The sequence below is a fragment of the Microbacterium sp. genome (assembly GCF_047602155.1).
Lineage (GTDB): Bacteria > Actinomycetota > Actinomycetes > Actinomycetales > Microbacteriaceae > Microbacterium.
Map to the genome: position 1 here is coordinate 931,779 of NZ_JASGHZ010000001.1, position 19,252 is coordinate 951,030.

Annotated in this window: 20 protein-coding genes; 6 read left to right on the forward strand and 14 right to left on the reverse strand. The window is 65.6% G+C overall.

The features are described from left to right. Positions 1 to 20: 20 nt before the first annotated feature. A complete protein-coding gene (locus QM720_RS04390) occupies positions 21 to 491 on the reverse strand; it encodes a gamma-glutamylcyclotransferase family protein (RefSeq protein WP_415124940.1) in 471 nt (156 codons plus the stop codon). A 23-nt stretch (positions 492 to 514) separates the two neighbouring features. Then, a complete protein-coding gene (locus tag QM720_RS04395) occupies positions 515 to 1,282 on the reverse strand; it encodes an enoyl-CoA hydratase/isomerase family protein (RefSeq protein WP_415124941.1) in 768 nt (255 codons plus the stop codon). A 315-nt stretch (positions 1,283 to 1,597) separates the two neighbouring features. On the opposite strand from QM720_RS04395, the gene QM720_RS04400 reads away from it, so the two are divergent. Genes QM720_RS04400 through QM720_RS04410 form a run of 3 tightly spaced genes read left to right on the forward strand, consistent with a single transcriptional unit; the run spans position 1,598 to position 4,071 of the window. Further along, positions 1,598 to 2,203, forward strand: a complete 606-nt coding sequence (locus tag QM720_RS04400) for an AMP-binding protein (RefSeq protein ID WP_415124942.1) — start codon at positions 1,598 to 1,600, stop codon at positions 2,201 to 2,203. Further along, positions 2,142 to 3,155, forward strand: a complete 1,014-nt coding sequence (locus QM720_RS04405; RefSeq protein ID WP_415124943.1) for an AMP-binding protein — start codon at positions 2,142 to 2,144, stop codon at positions 3,153 to 3,155. The genes QM720_RS04400 and QM720_RS04405 overlap by 62 nt, the downstream gene beginning before the upstream one ends. Before the next feature lie 4 nt (positions 3,156 to 3,159). After that, positions 3,160 to 4,071: a LysR substrate-binding domain-containing protein gene (locus tag QM720_RS04410; RefSeq protein ID WP_415124944.1), complete on the forward strand. Its 912-nt coding sequence runs from the start codon at positions 3,160 to 3,162 to the stop codon at positions 4,069 to 4,071. Between the two features lie 10 nt (positions 4,072 to 4,081). Here the strand turns inward: QM720_RS04410 and QM720_RS04415 are convergent, their stop codons facing one another. The 4 genes from QM720_RS04415 to QM720_RS04430 are packed head-to-tail and all read right to left on the reverse strand — an operon-like array spanning position 4,082 to position 7,908. Then, entirely contained in the window at positions 4,082 to 5,164 is a 1,083-nt protein-coding gene (locus tag QM720_RS04415) for an ABC transporter ATP-binding protein (protein WP_415124945.1), read from the reverse strand. Next, positions 5,164 to 6,003 (reverse strand): ABC transporter permease, encoded by an 840-nt coding sequence (locus QM720_RS04420; RefSeq protein ID WP_415124946.1) that lies wholly within the window; start codon positions 6,001 to 6,003, stop codon positions 5,164 to 5,166. The genes QM720_RS04415 and QM720_RS04420 overlap by 1 nt, the downstream gene beginning before the upstream one ends. A gap of 17 nt (positions 6,004 to 6,020) precedes the next feature. Further along, a complete protein-coding gene (locus QM720_RS04425) occupies positions 6,021 to 6,884 on the reverse strand; it encodes an ABC transporter permease (protein ID WP_415124947.1) in 864 nt (287 codons plus the stop codon). Between the two features lie 43 nt (positions 6,885 to 6,927). Then, positions 6,928 to 7,908 (reverse strand): ABC transporter substrate-binding protein, encoded by a 981-nt coding sequence (locus QM720_RS04430; RefSeq protein WP_415124948.1) that lies wholly within the window; start codon positions 7,906 to 7,908, stop codon positions 6,928 to 6,930. A gap of 391 nt (positions 7,909 to 8,299) precedes the next feature. On the opposite strand from QM720_RS04430, the gene QM720_RS04435 reads away from it, so the two are divergent. Next, positions 8,300 to 8,758 (forward strand): VOC family protein, encoded by a 459-nt coding sequence (locus tag QM720_RS04435; RefSeq protein WP_415124949.1) that lies wholly within the window; start codon positions 8,300 to 8,302, stop codon positions 8,756 to 8,758. A gap of 10 nt (positions 8,759 to 8,768) precedes the next feature. Here the strand turns inward: QM720_RS04435 and QM720_RS04440 are convergent, their stop codons facing one another. The 3 genes from QM720_RS04440 to QM720_RS04450 are packed head-to-tail and all read right to left on the reverse strand — an operon-like array spanning position 8,769 to position 10,512. Continuing rightward, positions 8,769 to 9,692: a DMT family transporter gene (locus tag QM720_RS04440; RefSeq protein WP_415124950.1), complete on the reverse strand. Its 924-nt coding sequence runs from the start codon at positions 9,690 to 9,692 to the stop codon at positions 8,769 to 8,771. Positions 9,693 to 9,729: 37 nt separating this feature from the next. Beyond that, positions 9,730 to 10,002 (reverse strand): NAD(P)-binding domain-containing protein, encoded by a 273-nt coding sequence (locus tag QM720_RS04445; protein WP_415124951.1) that lies wholly within the window; start codon positions 10,000 to 10,002, stop codon positions 9,730 to 9,732. 9 nt (positions 10,003 to 10,011) lie between these two features. Next, a complete protein-coding gene (locus tag QM720_RS04450) occupies positions 10,012 to 10,512 on the reverse strand; it encodes a hypothetical protein (protein WP_415124952.1) in 501 nt (166 codons plus the stop codon). Positions 10,513 to 10,632: 120 nt separating this feature from the next. On the opposite strand from QM720_RS04450, the gene QM720_RS04455 reads away from it, so the two are divergent. Both QM720_RS04455 and QM720_RS04460 read left to right on the forward strand, forming a co-directional pair. Continuing rightward, positions 10,633 to 11,886, forward strand: a complete 1,254-nt coding sequence (locus tag QM720_RS04455) for an MFS transporter (RefSeq protein WP_415124953.1) — start codon at positions 10,633 to 10,635, stop codon at positions 11,884 to 11,886. Positions 11,887 to 11,946: 60 nt separating this feature from the next. Then, positions 11,947 to 12,600, forward strand: coding sequence for a GntR family transcriptional regulator (locus tag QM720_RS04460; RefSeq protein ID WP_415124954.1), 654 nt, complete (start codon positions 11,947 to 11,949; stop codon positions 12,598 to 12,600). Positions 12,601 to 12,624: 24 nt separating this feature from the next. Here the strand turns inward: QM720_RS04460 and QM720_RS04465 are convergent, their stop codons facing one another. From QM720_RS04465 to QM720_RS04485, 5 genes are all read right to left on the reverse strand, one after another. Then, positions 12,625 to 13,821, reverse strand: a complete 1,197-nt coding sequence (locus QM720_RS04465) for an acyl-CoA dehydrogenase family protein (RefSeq protein ID WP_415124955.1) — start codon at positions 13,819 to 13,821, stop codon at positions 12,625 to 12,627. A gap of 36 nt (positions 13,822 to 13,857) precedes the next feature. Next, positions 13,858 to 15,402, reverse strand: a complete 1,545-nt coding sequence (locus tag QM720_RS04470) for an ABC transporter ATP-binding protein (protein ID WP_415124956.1) — start codon at positions 15,400 to 15,402, stop codon at positions 13,858 to 13,860. Between the two features lie 50 nt (positions 15,403 to 15,452). After that, on the reverse strand, positions 15,453 to 16,109 hold the full coding sequence (locus tag QM720_RS04475; protein ID WP_415124957.1) for an ABC transporter permease: 657 nt from the start codon (positions 16,107 to 16,109) through the stop codon (positions 15,453 to 15,455). 225 nt (positions 16,110 to 16,334) lie between these two features. Next, positions 16,335 to 17,276, reverse strand: coding sequence for an ABC transporter permease (locus tag QM720_RS04480; RefSeq protein ID WP_415124958.1), 942 nt, complete (start codon positions 17,274 to 17,276; stop codon positions 16,335 to 16,337). Positions 17,277 to 17,365: 89 nt separating this feature from the next. Further along, positions 17,366 to 18,949, reverse strand: a complete 1,584-nt coding sequence (locus tag QM720_RS04485; protein WP_415124959.1) for an ABC transporter substrate-binding protein — start codon at positions 18,947 to 18,949, stop codon at positions 17,366 to 17,368. Positions 18,950 to 19,252: the final 303 nt, after the last annotated feature.

Here is a 19,252-nt window from a genome sequence, read left to right on the forward strand (position 1 = left end):
TCGTCTCCCGTCGTTCGGGGTCAATGGTCCGTCCGCGGACGGTCGAAGTCGGGGCACTCCGCCGACTCGTCGAACATCGTCTGCAGCCTATCCAGATCCTCCTGCGCGAACCCCTGCTCCCGGAAGCCGTCGATCACGAGATCCCAGTAGTAGCGAGGAGGCCGCTGCCGGATGCCGGGGGCACTCATCGCGTAGGTGAAGCAGTCGTAGTGGACACCGTCGTCGCCACGCACCGTCAGGAAGAGCAGGTCGTAGTCGGGGGCCCGCTCGCTCAGGCGCCGGTCGTCGACCTCGAGCACCTCGCCACGGGCGACCATGCCGAACGTGTCGACGTCGGCGAGGTGGCTCCAGCCGCGGTCGGCGCGGCCGCGCACCGACCGGAACTGGGTCTCGTGGTTGACCGCGCTGGCATGGGTGACCCGCCGTGCCTCGGGAAGGCTGCGGCGCAGCTCCTCCTCCAGCAGCAGGGTTCCGTACGCGAAGTAGTGCATGTGAGGTGCCTTCCGTCAGATCGTCAGCGCGCAGAGCGCTCGGCCAGGAACTTCCGCATCTGCTGCTGCGGCTCGCCGGACGCGTAGGCGACCCTGTGGATCGCCTTGGCCGCGGCGAAGGCGGCGGCCATCCCCTCCTCGTCGAGGCTGCGGAGGTGGTCCTTGGTCAGTCGCACCGCGCCGGGTGGGAGCTGCGCGAGCCGGCACGCGAGCGCACGCGACGCCTCCCGCACGGTGCCGGGCGCCACGAGGCGGCTCAGCAGGTTGAGCCGGTGCGCCTCGACGCCGTCGACGAGGTCACCGGTGAGGACGAACTCCGCCGTCTTCGCCCGTCCGAGGATGCCGGACATCACCCACGCGCCGGTGATGCTCGGGATGCCCGAGCGCACCTCGGGCTGACCCATGCGCACCTCGGCATCCCCCACGCGGAGATCGGCCAGCAGCGCGAACTGGAAGCCGGACCCGGCGGCGACGCCGTTGACGGCGGCGATGGTGATCTGCTCGATCCCGAGCACGGCCCGGTAGAGACGCTCGAAGCCGTCGATCCACGCCTCGGCGGCCTCGTGGTCCTCGGGGTCGATGAGCGCCGACTCCCCGAGATCCTGCCCCGCGCAGAACGCCCGCCCGGCACCCGTGAAGATCACTGCGCGGACGGACTCGTCGCCTCGCAGCGCCTCGATGCGCTCGATCAGCAGCTCTCGCATCGAGCCGGTCCAGGCGTTGAGCTTCTCAGGGCGGTTCAGCGTGATGATGGCGATCTCGCCGTCCCGCTCGAACTCGATATCGGACATGGGATCCCTTTCGACGCACGACTGCGTGTACTTGAGATCTCAGCAAGCGCAGCGTCGGAATGTCCAACATCAAGACTTGATCACGGTCATACCAACTTGATGTCGGCCAGGGAGGTCGACGCGAACGGGAAGCTGTTAGATTCCTTGCGACAGGCCTGGAGAACCTGCTCCAGGAGCAACACCACGACTGCGGGATCTCGGACATCGCGGCGGATCCGGCCGCACCTTCGGACGATCCCGCGAGCTGCTTCCTCGCCCCCGCGTCGCGCGGCGATGTCGCGCGCCCGGGAGATCTTCCAGAAAGGTTTTGTTCCCATGACAGACGCCATTCCGGGCGTAGATGCCGGATACGTTGCGCCCTTCGTGGAGCTGTGCCGCACCCAGCCAGATCGGGTGTTCCTGTCCCTCGACGGCGTGCCGTACACGTTCGCACGCATCGGCGCGGGCGCGGACGCCTTCGCCCACTGGCTGCGGGTGCAGGGCGTGTCGCGGGGCGACCGCGTCGCGGTCATGATGCGCAACTCCGCGCAGATGGTCGCCATGGTCTTCGGCCTCGCGAGGGCCGGGGCCGTCTGGGTGCCGGTCAACCCGCAGCAGCGCGGCGCCGGGCTGGCGTATCTGCTGGAGCACAGCGATCCGCGCGTCGTGGTGGTCGACGACGAGCTGCGCGGGTTCGTCGACGAGACCGTGCTCCCAGCCGGAGTGCGGGTGGTCCCGGCCTCGACTCTGCACGCCGACGTGTTCCTGCCCGCCGAGCGCGGCGAGGGCGCGGGGTTCGACGAGACGCCGCCACACCAGGACGAGGTCCCTCGCGTTCATGTACACGTCGGGCACGACGGGCCCGCCCAAGGCGGTGATCGTGACCCACCGGATGCTGAGGATCGCCGCCGAGGCCGCGATCCGCGTCTCCCGCGCCGATGAAGGCGCGGTCCTGTTCGTCTGGGAGGCGCTGCATCACATCGGCGGAGCCCAGCTGCTGGCCCTCCCGATCCTGCTCGACGTGCGGCTCGCACTGGTCAGCCGTTTCAGCGCGAGCCGCTTCTGGCGTCAGGCGGCCGATGCTGGCGCCACGCACGTCCACTACCTGGGCGGCATCCTGCAGATGCTGCTGTCGCAGCCGGCATCCGACCTCGATCGGTCGCACGGCGTGCGCGTGGCCTGGGGCGGCGGATGCCCGGCGGGCGCGTTCGAGGCCGTGCGCCGGCGCTTCGGCGTCGAGATCTACGAGTGCTATGGGATGACCGAGACCTCCAGCATCGCCTCCGTCGCCGACGGCACCGAGGGCGGGGTCGTCGGACGCGCCCTCCCCTGGTTTGACATCTCGATCAGGAACGAGGACGACGAGCCGGTGCCGGCCGGCGAGCGCGGCGAGATCACGATCGGCTCGCTCCTGCCGGGCGCGATCTTCCGCGGCTACTACCGGGACGAGGATGCCACGCGCCGTGCGCTGCAGGGCGGCCTCATGCGCACCGGCGACGTCGGGTCGCTCGACGAGCGCGGAGTGCTGCGCTTCCATGGCCGGCTCACCGAGAGCCTCCGCTGCCGGGGCGAGAACGTTTCGGCCTGGGAGGTGGAGCACGTCGTCGCAGAGCACCCGCTCGTCGAGGAGGCCGCCGTGGTCGGCGTGGACGCCGAGGTCGGCGAGCAGGAGATCAAGCTCTTCGTCACACCCGTCGCCGGTGCCGGGATCGATCCCGGCGCGCTCGTGGACTGGCTCCGGCCGCGGCTGGCCAAGTACCAGATCCCGCGCTACGTCGAGGTCGTCGGGAGCTTCGAGCACACCTCCAGCCAGCGCATCCGCAAGCACCTGCTCAGCCGTTCGGTCGAGGGCGTCTGGGACCGCGATCGGCAACCGACCCCGGGGATAATCTGAACCCATGGAGCTGCATCACCTTCGCTACTTCGTCGCGGTGGCAGAAGAGCGCCATTTTGGCCGGGCCGCGCAGCGTCTGCACGTGACGCAGCCGCCGGTCTCGCAGCGGGTGAAAGACCTGGAGAGCGAGCTCGGGTTGCAGCTGCTCGAGCGCACCACCCAGGGCGTGCGGCTCACCGAGGCCGGTGCGATCCTCCTCGAGCACGCCCGTAACGTGCTGCGCGAGGTCGACTCCGCCACCCTCGCCATGCAGCGCATCCGCCGCGGTCCGCTCGGAGAGTTGCGGGTCGGGATGCCGCCGGACACCGAGCTGCCGACGTTGCGCACCATCATCGAGACTTTGACGGACGAGATGCCGGACGTGCTGCTGCGCATCAGCGAGCTCACGACGAACGACTCCCTCTCGCGGCTGCGCAGCGGAGAGATCGACATCGCCGTGGTGCGCCGGCCGGTCGACGGGGTGGGGCTGGAGTCCAGCGACGTCGTGGTGTGCCCGATGGGGGTGTGGATCTCGCGGAAGAACCCGCTCGCCGAGCGCAACAGCATCCACCTGTCCGAGCTGAAGGACAGCCCTTTGGTGATCTTCCACCGCAGCATGGCGCCCGCCGTCTACGACCAGATTCTGATCGCCTGCCGCGATGCGGGGTTCCTCCCCGCGACCGTCCACCACGTCCGCAGCCGCTCGTTCGCCTGGGGGCTGGTGGAGACCGACCTCGGCGTGCACTTCAACTCCGGGTCGATCGAGGCACCGGCCGACAGCGTGGTGTTCAAGCCGCTGGACGGGGATCCGCTCGCGTGGCACTCCTCGGTGATGTGGATGCCGCGGCGGCGCACCGACGTCACAGACGCGTTCGTGACCGCTGCGCTCCGAGGGCTCGCCGCCGGCGGTTACGAGTACACCGAACCGGCATCCTGATCCGTCCCGATCAGTCGGCCGGGACGATCGAGTGCGCGCCCGGGCGCCAGTGGCAGAACACGGGCTCGCCGACCTCGTACCGCTGCCCGCGGCCGCTGGTCAGCGCGACCAGTTGCGGCCCGCCGACGAGCCGGACGGTCACGTTCTGCCCGGTGCCGAGGTACTCGATGGCGGTGACGCTGCCGGGGTGACAGCGGACACCGTCTACCTCGGCAGACGTCAGGACGCAGTCCTCAGGACGGCTGACGACGCTGGTGGCGCCGACGACGGGATCTCCCGCGGATGCCGGGAGCGTCACGGTGAACCCATCGGTCTCGATCGTCACCTCTCCGCCGGACGCGGGGTTCGCCCGCGTGATCGGCCACACGTTGGCCGCTCCGAGGAAGGTCGCCGCCCACACCGACGCGGGCTGCTCGTACACCTCTCGGGGCGTCCCCTGCTGCACGATGCCACCGTCGCGGAACAGCACGATGCGATCGGACATCGTCATCGCCTCCTCCTGATCGTGCGTCACGTAGAGGGCCGGAACGTCGATCGACTGCTGGATGCGGCGGATCTCGCGCTGCAGGTCCTTCCGCAGCGCGCGGTCGAGGGCGCCGAGCGGCTCGTCGAACAGCAGAATATCGGGGTCGAATACGATGGCTCGCGCGAGGGCGACTCGCTGCGCCTGTCCTCCCGAGATCTGCGCCGGCAGCTTGTCGGCGTGGTCGAGTAGCCGCACGGTGCGCAGCGCGTCGAGCACGCGGCGCTCCTTCTTCTCCTTCGGCTCACGGCGGATCTCCAGGGGGAAGGCGACGTTCTTCGCCACCGTCTTGCTCGGGAACAGCGTGTAGCTCTGGAAGACCATCCCGATATTGCGGGTGTGGGTGGGAGCGTGGGACACGTCCTTCCCGTTGATGCGCACGGTCCCCTTGTACGGGGCGAACGCGCCGGCGACGAGGTTGAGCAGCGTCGTCTTGCCCGAGCCGCTGGGGCCCAGCAGCGTCACGAACTCGCCCTGCTCGACCGCGAGGGAGACGTTGGCGACGGCCGTCTGCGACCCGTACCGGACGGTCACGTCCTCCAAGGAGATGGCGGGAGTAGACGAGGTCATCATCGGGCCTTTCGGACGGAGTCGATGTCGGCCAGGAGCGCTGCGGTGTGCGCCCGCTGGGCTCGCAGCGCTGCGCGCTGCGCCAGCCCCAGGAGCGGAACCAGCAGGGCGCACACGAGCGCGACGGTAAACAGCAGACTGCCGACGGCGGGAAGGATCGGGTCTGATTGATAGAGGAGGTAGGAGTACATCCGGGCGGGGAGCACCTGCGAGCCGCCGACACCGACGAAGACGGCGAAGGTGACCTCGTCGAACGCCGAGGCGAAGGCGAGGACGACCGCCGACAGGATCGGGATGATCATCTCCGGCAGCAGTACCTTGCTCACGATACGGGCCGGCTTCGCGCCCAGCGAGCTCGCCGCGAACCACAGGTTCGGCCCGAGGCGGCCGAACGCGTTCACCATCAGCGCAACCGCCACCGGCAGCGCGGCAGCCGCGTCGGCGAGCGCCAGGATGTTCGGGTCGCCCAGCATGTCGAGCTTGAGCAGGATCGTGAACAGACCGGTCGCGACGATGATGCTCGGCACGAACAGCGGCAGCATCGAGGTGAACCACAGCAGGGAGCCGACCGCGGCGAACCGGTACTGCAGGAGGCCCAGCAGCGCGGCGCAGACGACCGTCACCAGCGACGCCACCGTGGCGACCCGCAGCGACAGCGCGAAGGCCTCGCTCCAGCCGGAGTTGGCGAACAGCTGCGCATACCAGTCAAAGGTGAACCCCTTCGGCGGGAAGCTCAGGATGCGGCTCTCCGAGAAGCTCGCGGGGATGACCACCACGAGCGGGAAGAGCAGGAACGCGATGAACAGCGCGGCGTAGAGGTAGATGGCGACGGACTTCACTCCGCGCAGCGCGCGCCTCATCGCACTTCTCCGCGCTGAGCGATCCCGCCGACGAGTGCAGGAGCCGCGGCCGCGCCGGAGCGGCCCATGATCCGCAGGCCCACCAGCAGCACGACCGAGAGGAAGGCGATCATCAGCACGCCCGCGGCGGAGGCGCGGGACGCCCCGTTCATCGCGTCGCTGGTCAGCACGCCGTTCATCAACTGACCGAACATCGCGTCGTCCGGTCCGCCCAGGACGGCGGGGACGACGAACGTGCCGATAGATCCGGAGAACACGATGAGAACTGCGAACACGAGGCTGCCCTTGAATTGCGGCCAGTACGCGTGCCGGAAGGCCTGCACGGCGCTCGCGCCGAGGCTACGCGCGGCCATCACCAGGTTCCGGTCGATGCTCTTCATACCGGAGTAGAGCACCATGGCCGCGATCGGGATGAATACCTGCACCATCGAGACCAGCACCGCGGACCGCGTGTACAGCAGGTCGAGCGGTTCGTCGATGAGGCCGGCATCCATGAGCAACGTGTTCACAAAACCGTTGCGTGCCAGCAGGATCTGCCACGCGAGAGTCCGTGTCAGAACTGAGAGCGTGAAGGCGAGCGCCATGCCCAGGAAGAACACGTTCGCGAACCATCCCCCGCGCTTGGCGACGAAGTTGCACGCCGGAATCGACACGAGGATCGTGATCACCGTCGTCCAGACCGACACGACGAGGGTGGTACCGATGGAGCGTGAGAACGGCAGCTGGAACAGATCGAGGTAGTTCTGGATCGTCCATCGCCCGTCCACCTGAAGCGACTGGACGACCGCCATCACGAGAGGGACGGCGAAGAACATTCCGACCAGGACGACCGCCGGCAGCGACAGGCTCAGCCTGCTCATTCGACTGTTCATAGCTTCGTCTCACGCTCCATCGGGTGGCCGATCAGCCGCCGAAGCCGCCGGTGGCCTTCCAGGCGTCCCAGCGCTTCTGCAACTCATCCGCGTTGTCTACCCACCATTGGCGCTGCTCCGACGTCGCGGTGAACATCGTCATGATCTGCTCGATTTGCGCCGCTTGCTCATCGTCGAGGTACTTGACGATGTCCTTGTTGCCCGCGCTGTAGCCGAACAGCTCGAAGAACTTCGCTTGGCGCTGCGCATCCTGCATGTAGTGCAAGAGCGCCTCGGCCGCGCGCGGGTGCTCGGCGTTCTTGAGGATGTACCAGTCGTAGCTGAGCGAGTCGCCGCCCGCCGTCCAGTTGATCGCGATCGGCAGTCCGTCCTTGATGCCGCCAAGCCCGCGGCCCGTGCTCGCCCACGCGGCAACGAAGTCCCCGCTGCCCACCCCTTGAACCGGCTGGTCGGACTGCGTCGTGAACGTGCGGATCGCCGGCTTGAGCTTCTCCAACGTCGCGAATGCCTCGTCGACCTTGTCCCAACTCATCGGGTAGAGGGTATCCGGCGTGTACCCCGATCCCAACAGCGCCATCACCACGGATGTGCGCGCGACGTCCTGGATGCCTCGCGGGCCGGGGTAGTCGTCCGCATCGAAGAAGTCGGCCCAGCTGGACAATCCGTCCGGGAACTCGTCCGTATTGGTGAGCATCAGGTACACGACCGCGTAGCCCCAGGCGCCATAGTCGCTGTAGGAGCCCTCGACCATCTGCCCCTCGTACGCGTCCCAGAAGTCGTCCGGGAGCTCGTGGAAGATCCCGGCCTGCACGCCGAGCGTGAACTCCTCGGGGCTGTATGTGTTGCCGAGGTCGAACGGGGCGCTCTCCGCCTCGGCGAACTGCGTGAGCTGCGCGAAGGTGCGCGAGGTCATGTCGAATCGCTCGACCTTGACTCCGCACTCCTCCTCGAAGTCGTCCCAGAACGCTTCCTCGAGCGCATCGGCGATCGTGCCACCTGTGGTGTTGACCACAACAGTGTCTTCGAGCGGCTCGTCCTCCGTCCCGGGATAGCAGGTTGTGCGTCCCCCACTGGCGGAGGAGTCCTCCGTGGCGGGCGAACAGGCGCCCAGTACTGCGGTGAGCAACACGAGAGAACTCGCGACTCCACCGACCTTCCATCCTCTAGCTGTGCGTGAACTCATGATGATTGTCCCTTCCGGAGCATTGTTGTCATGCGGGTGCTACATCGCGCGTTCGGGTATCGACACCGCAGGCCTGAAGAACGCCGGCCCAGAGCATCGGGGCGCCGAATTGCTCCATTCTCGGCATACGGCCAGAGGGGCGTCTAATAGCAAATAAGTTAGGTCATGATCTCTTCCCGGACACCCGCGGAATAGTGAGCAGATGCGTATACTGACTTGCATGCAGAATGTCGTGAGCCCTGCCGAGAGCCCGTTCCGCCGCCTCCACCACGTGTGCGTCATCGTGCGGGATCTGGAGAAGGCGGTCGAGTACTACGAGAGCATCGGCATCGGCCCCTGGTTCGACTACCCGAAGTCCAGCCCGTACGTGGAGCTCGAGGTGCCCAGCCCGGAGGGCACCAAGGCGATGAGATACAAGTGCTGCGACCTCGAGAACTTCCAGCTGCAGCTGTGCGAGCCGAGCGAGCACGACACCCCGCAGCGCCGCTTCCTCGACGAACGCGGTGAAGGCCTGTTCCACCTCGGATTCGACGTCGACGACCTGCCCGCGGCCGTGCAGAAGGGTCGGGATCTCGGTCTCGGCGTCGTCTCGCGCGGGGTCCGCAAGAACGGCACCGGCTTCTGCTACTTCGACACGACGGCGGGCGCGGGCACGACGCTCGAGATCCGCAAGAGCTGAGCGAGCGCTCTCAGGACGGCGCGCGCGGGCCGGACTCCGGTCCCCGCAGGCCGGCCGCTCCGAAGACGACAGTGCCCACGGCGATCAACGCGAGCGCGAGCCAGCCTGCCGCGGTCGGCCGCTCGTGCAGCACCAACACGCCCAGCAGCACCCCGACCGCGGGCTGCAGGTAGGTGTTCATGCTCGTCGCCGTCGATCCCCACACCCGGATGAAGAAGAAGAACAGGACATAGGCGAGCGCGGAGCCGAGCAGCCCCAGTTCGAGCACCGCGATCCACGACAGCGCACTGGCATCCTCGAATCGCCAGCTGCCGCTGAGCGTCGTGACCGGCGCGAGCCAGAGCGCTCCGAACCCGAGCTGCAGGAACGCGGTCACCATCGGATCGATCGCCGAGACGAACGTGCGCGTGTAGATGTTCGCGACGGCGAACACGGCGGAGCTGAACACGATCACCGCCGGCCAGAACCAGCCGCCGACGCGACTGCCCTCCCCGCCGCCGGTGAGGACCACGACTCCCGCGAACGCCACGCCGATGCCGACGAGCCGCGTCAGCCGGAACCTCTCGCTGCGCAGCACCACTGTGGCGATCAGGAACACGAAGATCGGCGTCGTGCTCGACAGCACGATCGCGGTCGACGACGGCACCCACACCTGAGCCCACGTGAGCACCGCGTAGGGAAACGCGATGCTCAGCAGACCCAGGACCACGAAATGACCCCACAGCGCTCGGCTCTTCGGCATCCGTCGTCCCGTCAGCGCGACGAGGAGCCCGAGCACGACCGTGGCCATGGTCATGCGCAGTTGCACGATCAGCAGCGGCGGGAACGACCGCAGCGCCAGAGCCGTGAAGAAGAAGCTCGATCCCCAGATCAGGATCATCAGAGCGTAGAGGACGAGTCGGCCGGGGGTGACGAGCTCCCCCGGCCGACTCACGTAACCGGTCGTGACAGAGCTCCCCCGGATGCGATGCTCAGCTCTCGGCGAGGACGTCACGGATCTGGTGGGGCCTGGCCGCAACGATGACGACTCCCGCATCCTGCACCGCTCGGCGGTTCGCATCGGCATCCGCCGCGCCGTCGAATCCGACGACGTTCGAATACCGGCTGAGCTCCGCCACGCGCTCCGACCACTGGTCGGAGATGCGGAGGCCCCCGCGGATGTCGATGCCGGACTCGAGGAGCCCTTGGAGGATCGACCCTCCCATCGCACCGACACCGAGGATCGTCACTGCGGGAAGCGGCATCGCCTCACCTCAGCGGCTGGCGGCGGAGCGGCCGGGAGTGGCCGACGGCATCGGACGCTCGAAGTCGGGGCACTCCGCCGCCTCATCGAACGTCTTCTCGATGGACTGCACGTACTCCTCGTCGAACTTCTGCTGACGGAACCCGTTCGGAACACGCTCCCAGTAGAACCGCGGCGGCCGCATCCGCTTGCCCGGCTGCGTCAGCACGTAGGTGAAGCAGTCGTACGCCTTGCCGTCGTCGCCGTGGACCGTCAGATAGACGATGTCGAAGTCGTCGAAGTCGTCGTTGACGCGATCGTCGTTGACCTCGTAGACCATGCCCTGCGCGGTCTTGCCCAGCGCAGAGCCACGGTCAGCGAGGTGACACCAGCCACGATCCTCACGGCCGCTCGCCGAGCGGAACTGGATCTCGTGGTTCGGCGCCTTGGCCCTGGTGATGGTCTTCGCCTCGGGCAGGTACTTGACGCGCTCCTCATCGAGCAGATAGGTGCAGTAGCCGAAGTAGTACATAGTTCTCCTTGATCAGTGATGCGATGCATCTATGAATACGAGTCAGTATACAATCACGTACAGCAATATGTATATCTCACGTTCTGCAGAGCCTGTCTCCTAGTCCGCCGAGGCGCCAACATGACGACGGACACCTCCGGCATCCCCATTCCCGGCTCCGGTCCACGCGGCAGAGCCATGTTCTCCTCGTTGCGCCACGCGCCCTACCGGCTGCTGCTCATCGGCCAGTTCGTGGGAACCATCGCGGTGTGGAGTCAGCGCATCGCCGTGGACTGGATATTGCTCGAGATGACCGGCGACTTGGCGCTGGTCGGCTCCCTCGTCGCGCTACAGTTCGGACCCGTCCTGTTGTTCGGGCTCTGGGGTGGCGTTCTCGTCGACCGTCACTCCCTGCGCACCCTCCTGCTCATCAGCCAGACGACGAGCTTGGGAGTTGGAGCCGTGCTCGCCGCGACGGCGCTCAGCTCGACCATGACGCCTTTGCTGATCTTCGTCTGCGCAGGAGTCCAGGGGTTGGCTGCGGTCGTCGACCAACCCGCGCGCCAAGTGCTGGTGAGCCGAGTCGTCTCGCCAAACGACCTCGCAAATGCCATCAGCATGAACTCCATCTCCTTCCAGGTCGGTGGCATGATCGGTCCTGCTGTGAGCGGCGCCCTGCTTGCAGCATCAGACGGGGCCGGGGCATTCGTGTTCTCGCTGTCGCTCCAAGCGGTCGCCTTCGCCGCCTTGGTGGCGCTGTTCGCTCGAGCCCGATTCGAGGCTCAGGAGCGTTCTGCACGCGCTCGAGGTCAGATCATGGCCGGTCTTCGATATGCGCTCAGCAAGCCCGAGATCCGCGACACGCTGCTGCTCTTGGTGTTCGTTTGCCTCGTCGGGCTCAACTGGCCGGTCCTCCTGGTCGCGATGACGACCGTGGAATTCCATTCGGGCGCTGACGGATACGGTCTCGCCAACACCGCCCTGGCCGCCGGCTCTTTCGTCGGAGCGCTGATCTCCCTGCGGCGAGTGCATCGCGGCCTGCGCACGGTTGTCTTCGCAGTGTGCGCGGTGTGCACTTTTCGTATGGCCTGCGGCGTCGCGCCCCGAGAGTGGGTATTCCTGCTCGGGATCGCGGCCACCGGCATCTGGTTGATCCTCCTGTGGACCGCCGCCAACTCCCTCCTGCAGTGGTCGAGCAACAGCGCCGTGCGCGGACGAATCATGTCCATCTACCTCATGATCTCCGTCGGGGGGCAGGCGCTGGGCGGGCCTCTGCTCGGCTGGGCATGCGCGACGGTCGGCCCGCGCACCACCTTGTTGGTCAGCGGCGCACTGCCGCTCTGTGCGGCCGCGGTCCTCGGCATCCTCCACCGCCGTCGTCGAAGTCGGATGTGATGATTCCGCGGTAGCGAAGTCCGGTATCGCTACACTTCTTGAAAGAGTGAAAGGACTCTCGTGGCCAGAACCGTCCCGGGCGCGGAGAACGCCGCCGATATCGTCCACACGCGGCTTCGAGATGCGATCCTGAGCGGCGACCTGCAGCCCAAGGACCGATTGGTCGAGGTCGATCTCGCCACAGACCTCGGCGTGAGTCGCACGCCCGTGCGCGAGGCGCTTCTACGACTGCGTCAGGAAGGCTTGGTCGCGCAGAACAAGGGATGGCACGTGCGCGACCACAATCCGGCGGAAGTCCTGGAATACCTTGAGGCACGCGCCGCGCTCGAATCGGTCACCGCTGGCCTCGCAGCGGAGCGCATCAGCGATCAGACACTGTCGGAGTTGCGCACGATCCTCGATCAGATGGACTACAAGTCCCGGCCGCGCTGGGAGATCAACGATCTCAACAATCGCTTCCACCGGATCATCACGGCCACCGGCGGCAACGCGGTACTCGCGTCATTTACTCGCAATACGGAGATCAACTATTGGTCGTTCAGCACGCCGATCGTGTTCACCGAAGCAGACGACCGACAGGTCGACACCGATCATCGCGAACTGTTGGACGCCCTCGAACGCCATGACCCAGTGACCGCAGCTGCAGTCGCCAAGCGGCACGTGGAAGCCACGATGACGATCATCTCCCGTTCACTCGGCCTCGCTCGGCGCTGACCGTCGCGACAGCCTCATCCTGGCTCAGCGCGCCCCCTGCGGAGGCTCCCCGAGCAACTCCCACGCAGCGATACCCTTCTGTTTCAGGTCCAGAACGTCTTGCGATGCCAAGGTACGTGCGTTGCGCCAGAAGCGATCGAGGTCGTAGAGGTGAGCCGTCGACTGGCCCCCGCAGAGATTGTGCATGGTACTCGTGACGCGCATGAGCGCGTCCACCAAAGAGAGCTTGGCTGAGTGCGCGGCGACGATCGCTTCGATGAGGTTCGGCGAACCGCTCACATCGTGTCCCACAGCAAGTTCCACGGAGCGCTCAACCGCCAGTTCCGCGGCCTTCATCCGATAGAGATACTCCCCTAGCTGGAACTGGATCACTGGATCTCTTGGGGCATCCGGATAGCTCTCACGATGCTGGACGAAGTGCGTAAGCGCATCGACGGCACCGAGCCCGATCCCGAGCAACACGCAGGTGAGACCCGCCTGGCCGATCGGCGACGCCGTCGACTGCGCGACCGTGCGCGACCAGTGGAAGCCGTCCGGCACGAACACGTCCTCGTATGTCACGGCGCCGCTGCCCGTGGCCCGCTGACCCATGTTGTCCCAGTCGTGATGGATGTGGACGCCTTCGGAACGGAGGTCGATGAGAACCTCGTGAGCGCCACCCTCTTCGAAGCTCGGGAAGCCCTCCAGGCATCCCGGCGCCATCGCATAGTCAGCCCCGTCGACGCCGGTGGCGAAATACTTCGTGCCGTTGACGAGCACTCCGCCTTCGACCGGTTTGATAGCCATCTGATAGCTGAACCTCTTCTTGTAGCGCTCAGCTGCTGTTCCACAGAATCGGATGGGTCGCTCAGCCATACGTCCCTGAATCTCGTTCTTCGCCGCCTCACTCAGGTGCGACGTCGGCCCGAGCGCCTCGAGCGCCATCAGGCGGCTGAACTCCCAGATCTGCGCGGTCGAACTCTCGCCGGCCGCAATGTTGGTGAGGATCCGGGCGATTGCGACGGCGTCTTCGTGAGCGTCGTCCGCTGCGACCCCGCCCAGGGAACGTGGGACCGAGAGATCATAGAAGCCCATCTGCTCCAACAGGCTCATCGCTGCTTCGGGATACTCTCCAGCGCGATCGATGTCGGCCGCCATCTCCTGCAGTCGTCGTCTCGCCTCGTACGACAGTTCGACGTAGTCGGCGGCGGTGGAGAACTCAGGGTGTTTGCGCTGATACATCGCGGACTCTCTCTGGCGTAGGCGGGCAGATGGGCTTCAGAGCGTGGCCGGGATCGCTCCGATCAGCGCTTTCGCATAATCGGAGGTCGGACACGCAAAAAGATCGTCAGCGGCCTGACGCTCAACGATTCGGCCATCTTTGAGCACCGCCACGTCATGAGCGATGAACCGAGCCAACGCGAGTTGATGGGTGATGAAGAGCACACCGAGATCGCGCTCTTCCATCAACGACCGCAGGAGCGCGACGATCGATGCTTGCACAGAGACGTCAAGCGATGCCGTTATCTCATCACAGACCAGAAATGACGGGTCGACGGCGAGCGCCCGTGCGATCGCGACGCGCTGCCTTTGCCCACCGCTGAGCTCGTGAGGGTACCTTTGCCACAATTCCTCGCCCACTCGCACCGCTCGCAGCGCACCCACAGCGCTCTCGGCAGCCTTCTCACGCCCATGGAAGCTCTCCGAGGGCTTGCGAACGATGTCGAGGACACGACGACGGGGGTTGAGCGAACCGTATGGGTTCTGGAAGATGTATTGGACCTGCTGACGCTGGATGCGGCTGCGGTCTCGCACATCCCGCGCCATGACATCGCTTCCCAGCAGAACTTCACCGCGGTAGTCACGGTGTAGTCCCGCGATGATGCGACCTGTCGTCGTCTTCCCGCTTCCTGACTCTCCGACCAGGGCGAGACACCTTCCGCCCTGAAGATCCAACGAGACGTCCTCCGTCACCATCCGCTGCCCATAGAGGGCACACACGGCATCCGTCGCCAACTGCGCACTCGTGCTCGACGACGGATTCTCACGAGCGCGGGGCGCAGTTCGTGCCAAACGGCTCGGTACGGCATCCAACAGCTGACGCACTATCGGGTCCCGCGGCGATGTGGTCACCTGCGAAGTCGGACCCGCCTCGATGATCTCACCGCCGACCATCACCATGATGTCATCGGTAAGAACCGCCACGACTTCGAGGTCGTGCGAGATGTAAAGTGCAGCGGTGTTCCGCTCAGTGCACACTCGCCGGATGAGCTCGATGATCCCCTGTTGGACGATCACATCCAACCCTGTGGTCGGCTCGTCGAGAACGATCACCTCCGGGTCGCACGAATACGCCATCGCGATCGCAAAGCGCTGCAGCTGCCCGCCAGAGAGCTGATGCGGGTAACGACGCCTGAAGTCCGAGTCCTCAGGGAGATCGACCTCCCTCATGAGACTTGCGATGTGTGATTCACGTTCCGCTTTGGACATGTCAGCGCGGTGAAGCGCAAGCATCTCGGAGATCTGAGCGTTCAGCCGACGCGTCGGGTTGAGCGCAGTCGACGGATCCTGCGGCACATATGCGATGGTTCTCCCCCGGAGCTTTCGCACCAGTTTCGCGTCCGCAGTCAGCATGTCGTGGTCGGCGACATGGACCCAATCACCGTGCGCCTCCAGCCCCGGAGCGGTGTAGCCGAGAGTGAGTCCGGCCAGTGTCGTCTTGCCGGACCCGGACTCGCCGACGAGCCCGACAATGCGGCCGCGGCGCAGCTGGAATGACACCTTCCGGACGATCTCGACGCCGTTCTGCGTGGCGACGGTCACCGCACGCACGTCGCACACCACATCCGTCGACGTTCCCAGCGCGTCTCCTCTCATTGCCCGCCTCCCTCAGACGTCCGCGCCAGCACACGTCGCATGCCGTCGGCCATGAGATTTACGCCCACGCAGACCAGCGCAATGGTCAGCGCGGGGAGAATGACCCCCCACGGCTGTACGCCGAGTCCGTCCTTGTTCTGCAAGATCATGACGCCCCAACCGGGTGCGTTGGAGGATGCGCCGTAACCCAGGAAGTTGAGGGTCGCCACCCCTCCCGTTGCCATCGCGAACTGGTATGGCAACGCAACGAGCACAAGAGACGAGAGATTGGGCAGAACCTCTCCGACGATGACCCGCCACCATCCATACCTGTATGCGCGTGTTGCCAGAATGAAGTCTCGAGACGCGATCTCGCGCGTCGCCGACCACATCACACGCGCCACTGCCGCGAGCGAGGACAGCGCAATGAGTCCGATGATGACGATCGGCGCGTCGCCGGCCCTTGCAAGCAGCAGCAGCATGAGCACCAGCGCGGGGAACACGAGCAGGAAGTCGATGAGGTATCCAACGGTGCGCGACACAAGATTCCGAGCGATGCCTGCCACGATCCCGAGTAGCGTGCCCGCGGCGACCCCGATCACGGTGCCGACCGCGCTCACCAGCATCAGCTCTCCACCACCGCTGACGAACCGACTCCAAACGTCCTGGCCCATGTAATCAGTGCCAAAGAGGCCCTGGCACGAAGCTGAAGGGAGTGCCGAGGAACGTGGAACTGCCGTACGGGGCGAGGAGCGTGCCAAAGCAGGCCAGCAGGATCACTGGCGCGCACAGCGCCAGCCCCGTCCAGAATCGAGCAGGCAGTCTCCTCCGCCTGCTCCTGGCGATCGCGATCGCCACGGTATGGAGCGCCTGATCTCCACCGATCATCTCATCGACAGTCACCGAGATCCCCCCTCACGCAACCGCGGGGTGAGCATGAGCCCCAGGATGTCGACGAGCGTGAAGATCACGATCGCCCCGGCAACCAGCAGGAGAACGATCCCCTGGATCACGGGGAGGTCACGGTAGGTGATCGCCACATTGAGCGCCGAGCCGAGGCCGGGAAAGCCATAGATCGTCTCGACGACGACCGCACCGCCTGTCATCGATACCAGCGCCACTGCGATCACCTGCAGAGCCGGACCCACCGCATTGCGCAGCGCGTGCCTCCACAACACCCTCCCCTCAGGAACCCCGTTGACGCGCGCCTGCAGGACGTAGGCCGCGGAGAGTTCCTCTAGCATGCGGGCGCGAATGTTGTAGGTGATGTTCGGGATGAACGTGACCGCCAGCGAGCACGCCGGCAGCACGAAAAGGCCGAGCTGCATCACAACCGGCGTACCGGGGTCGATCGAAGACACACCCGGAAACACCTTCCATACCGTCGTCGAGAAGAGGATGAGCAACGTGAGGCCGAGGACGACGGCAGGAACGGCAGCGAACACAATCGCCATGCTCGAGACGAGCCGATCAAGAATCCCACCGGGCTTTGCCGCAGCGCGGATACCCACGAGGATCGCGAGCGGGAAGGTGACGATGCTGGACACGAACATGAGAGCCAACGAGTTGCCCAGCCGAGGCGCGATCGTGGCGTCCCATACCGGCAGCTGATTGACCAGGGAGACTCCGAAGTCACCCCGGAGGACCCCGGTCAACCAAGTGCCATATTGCACGATGAGCGGGCGATCCAGCCCGAGTTGCTCGCGAAGCGCCTGTATCGACGCATCCGTCGCCGTCTGGCCGAGGATGGCGCGCGCCGTGTCTCCAGGCAGACCCTGCGTCGCGAAGAACACGACGACCGTGACCGCGAACAACATGACGAGACCGACGACCAGCTTCATTCCAACCATGCCGGCGAGAGAGGAGCCCGGCCCCCGGGCACGCGCGCCGTGTCTTCGGGGGGCGCCGATATCCACGGCACTGTCCGCTGTCATGCTCGCCAGATGGTCGCGTAGTCCATCGCCATGGCTACCGCGTTGGGATACGGTTGCATGCCCTTGACAGTGTCCTTGTAGCCGTTGACACCCTGGAGGAAGGCGGGGATGAGGAAGGTGCCGCGTTCGTTCAGGATCGCCTGCATCGCGAACAGAAGTTCCTTCCGCTTCGCATCGTCAGTCTGCTGACAGGCCTGGCTCCACAGACCGTCGAACTCCGAGTCGGAGAAGTTGGTCGAATTGAACGGGGCGCCCGTCGTAAAGCAGGTCTCGAACATGTTCGTCAGGTTCGCGCCAGGCCAGAAGCTTGTCGACATGGGGCGGTGACGATACTCCGGTCCGAAGTAGGTCTGCTCGTCGAGTTGCTCGGATTCGATCTTGATCCCGGCATCACGAGCCTGTTGCGCGAAAGCCTCTGCGAGTTCGACGATCCCCGCTGCAGTGGCAGCGGTGAACACCGTGCTGCTGAATCCCTCGACCCCCGCCTGCTTGAGGAGCGACTTGGCCTTGTCGGGATCGTACTCGGGTGCCTTCAACGACGTGTCGAAGTTCGGATCCAGCGGCGCAGGCACATCGTTGCCGACCCAACCGTACCCGCCGTACACCTGCTGAACAATCTGCTCGCGATTGATGAGATGCTTCATCGCCTGCCTGACGAGCGGGTCATCGAACGGAGCAATCGTCGTGTTGATGTTGATGTTCTGGAAACTGGAGTACTTGAAGACGTCGACGCTGAGCCCTTGTGCGGACTCGACCGCAGCCACCTTGTTGTACGCCATGATGAGGTTGACATCCGCCTGGCCCGACAAAAGCGCATTCGCCTGAGCCGCAGGGTCCGACAGGCTGAGGGTCACGATCGAATCGAAATACGGCATCCCCTCGCGCCAGTACCCGTCATAACGGTCAAGAGTGGATCGTGCCCCGGGGGTGAAGCTTCCGAGCTTGTACGGACCAGTGCCCACGGCCTTCGTGGGATCGAAGTCCTCCGGAACGATAAAGACCTGCGGGAAGAGATCCCGAAGCATCGTGTGGGGACGCAGGAGCGTCACCCGCAGCGTCCGATCGTCCAGTTGCTCCAGGGCATCGAGATCGATCAGCGTCGGGAAGATCGCCTCGTAGGTCGCGCCCGTCCCCGCCGATCGGCGGATCGAGGCGGCGATGTCAGCACTTGTCAACGTCTTGCCGTTGTGGAAGGTGATCCCCTCCTTGAGGCGGATCGTGTACTGGGTCGCGGAGTCCATCTCGAAGGACTCGGCCAGAATCATCTCCAGGTTCGCGACCTCTGAAGGTCCGTAACCGATCAAGGGCTCATAGAGCTGGGTGACACGGCTGTTGATCAGTCCGAAGTTCTTCGGATCGAGGGTGTCGTTGCTGCTGCCCAGGTCTGCGACGGTGAGCGTGCCCCCGCGTCGCGGCGTGGACGCCGCTCCCGAGGTGGTGGGAGTCGGGGTCGCGCCCGGGGCACAGCTTGCCAAAAGCGCGGCACCTGCGGCGGAGCCCGCGGCAAGCATCGAAAGGCTGAGAAACTTGCGCCGCTCCATCAGGTGAGGCAGCTTCTGCGGGTCCAGGTGTCCGTCCATGGCATTGCTCCTTTGCAAGTTCGGTAGCGTCGACGCCCCGCGCCGACGCCGGCATCACGTCAAGCTGTATGCGAGCGTAGATGCATATCGGTATACCGTAACTGTCGCCGTCCAGCAAGGGTCTGCGCGTTCGCACACGATCGCCCGAACCTAGATCTGGCCCCTGGACGGCACCCGCGAGGTACGCCTATGATCGTCGGTGTGCAGTACAGTATACATAGCGGCAGGCGTCTCATCCGTGCTCACACGTCGTTAGGGATCGCCACCCGCGCTCCGCCCAAGCCACCGCTCGACCGACGTGGG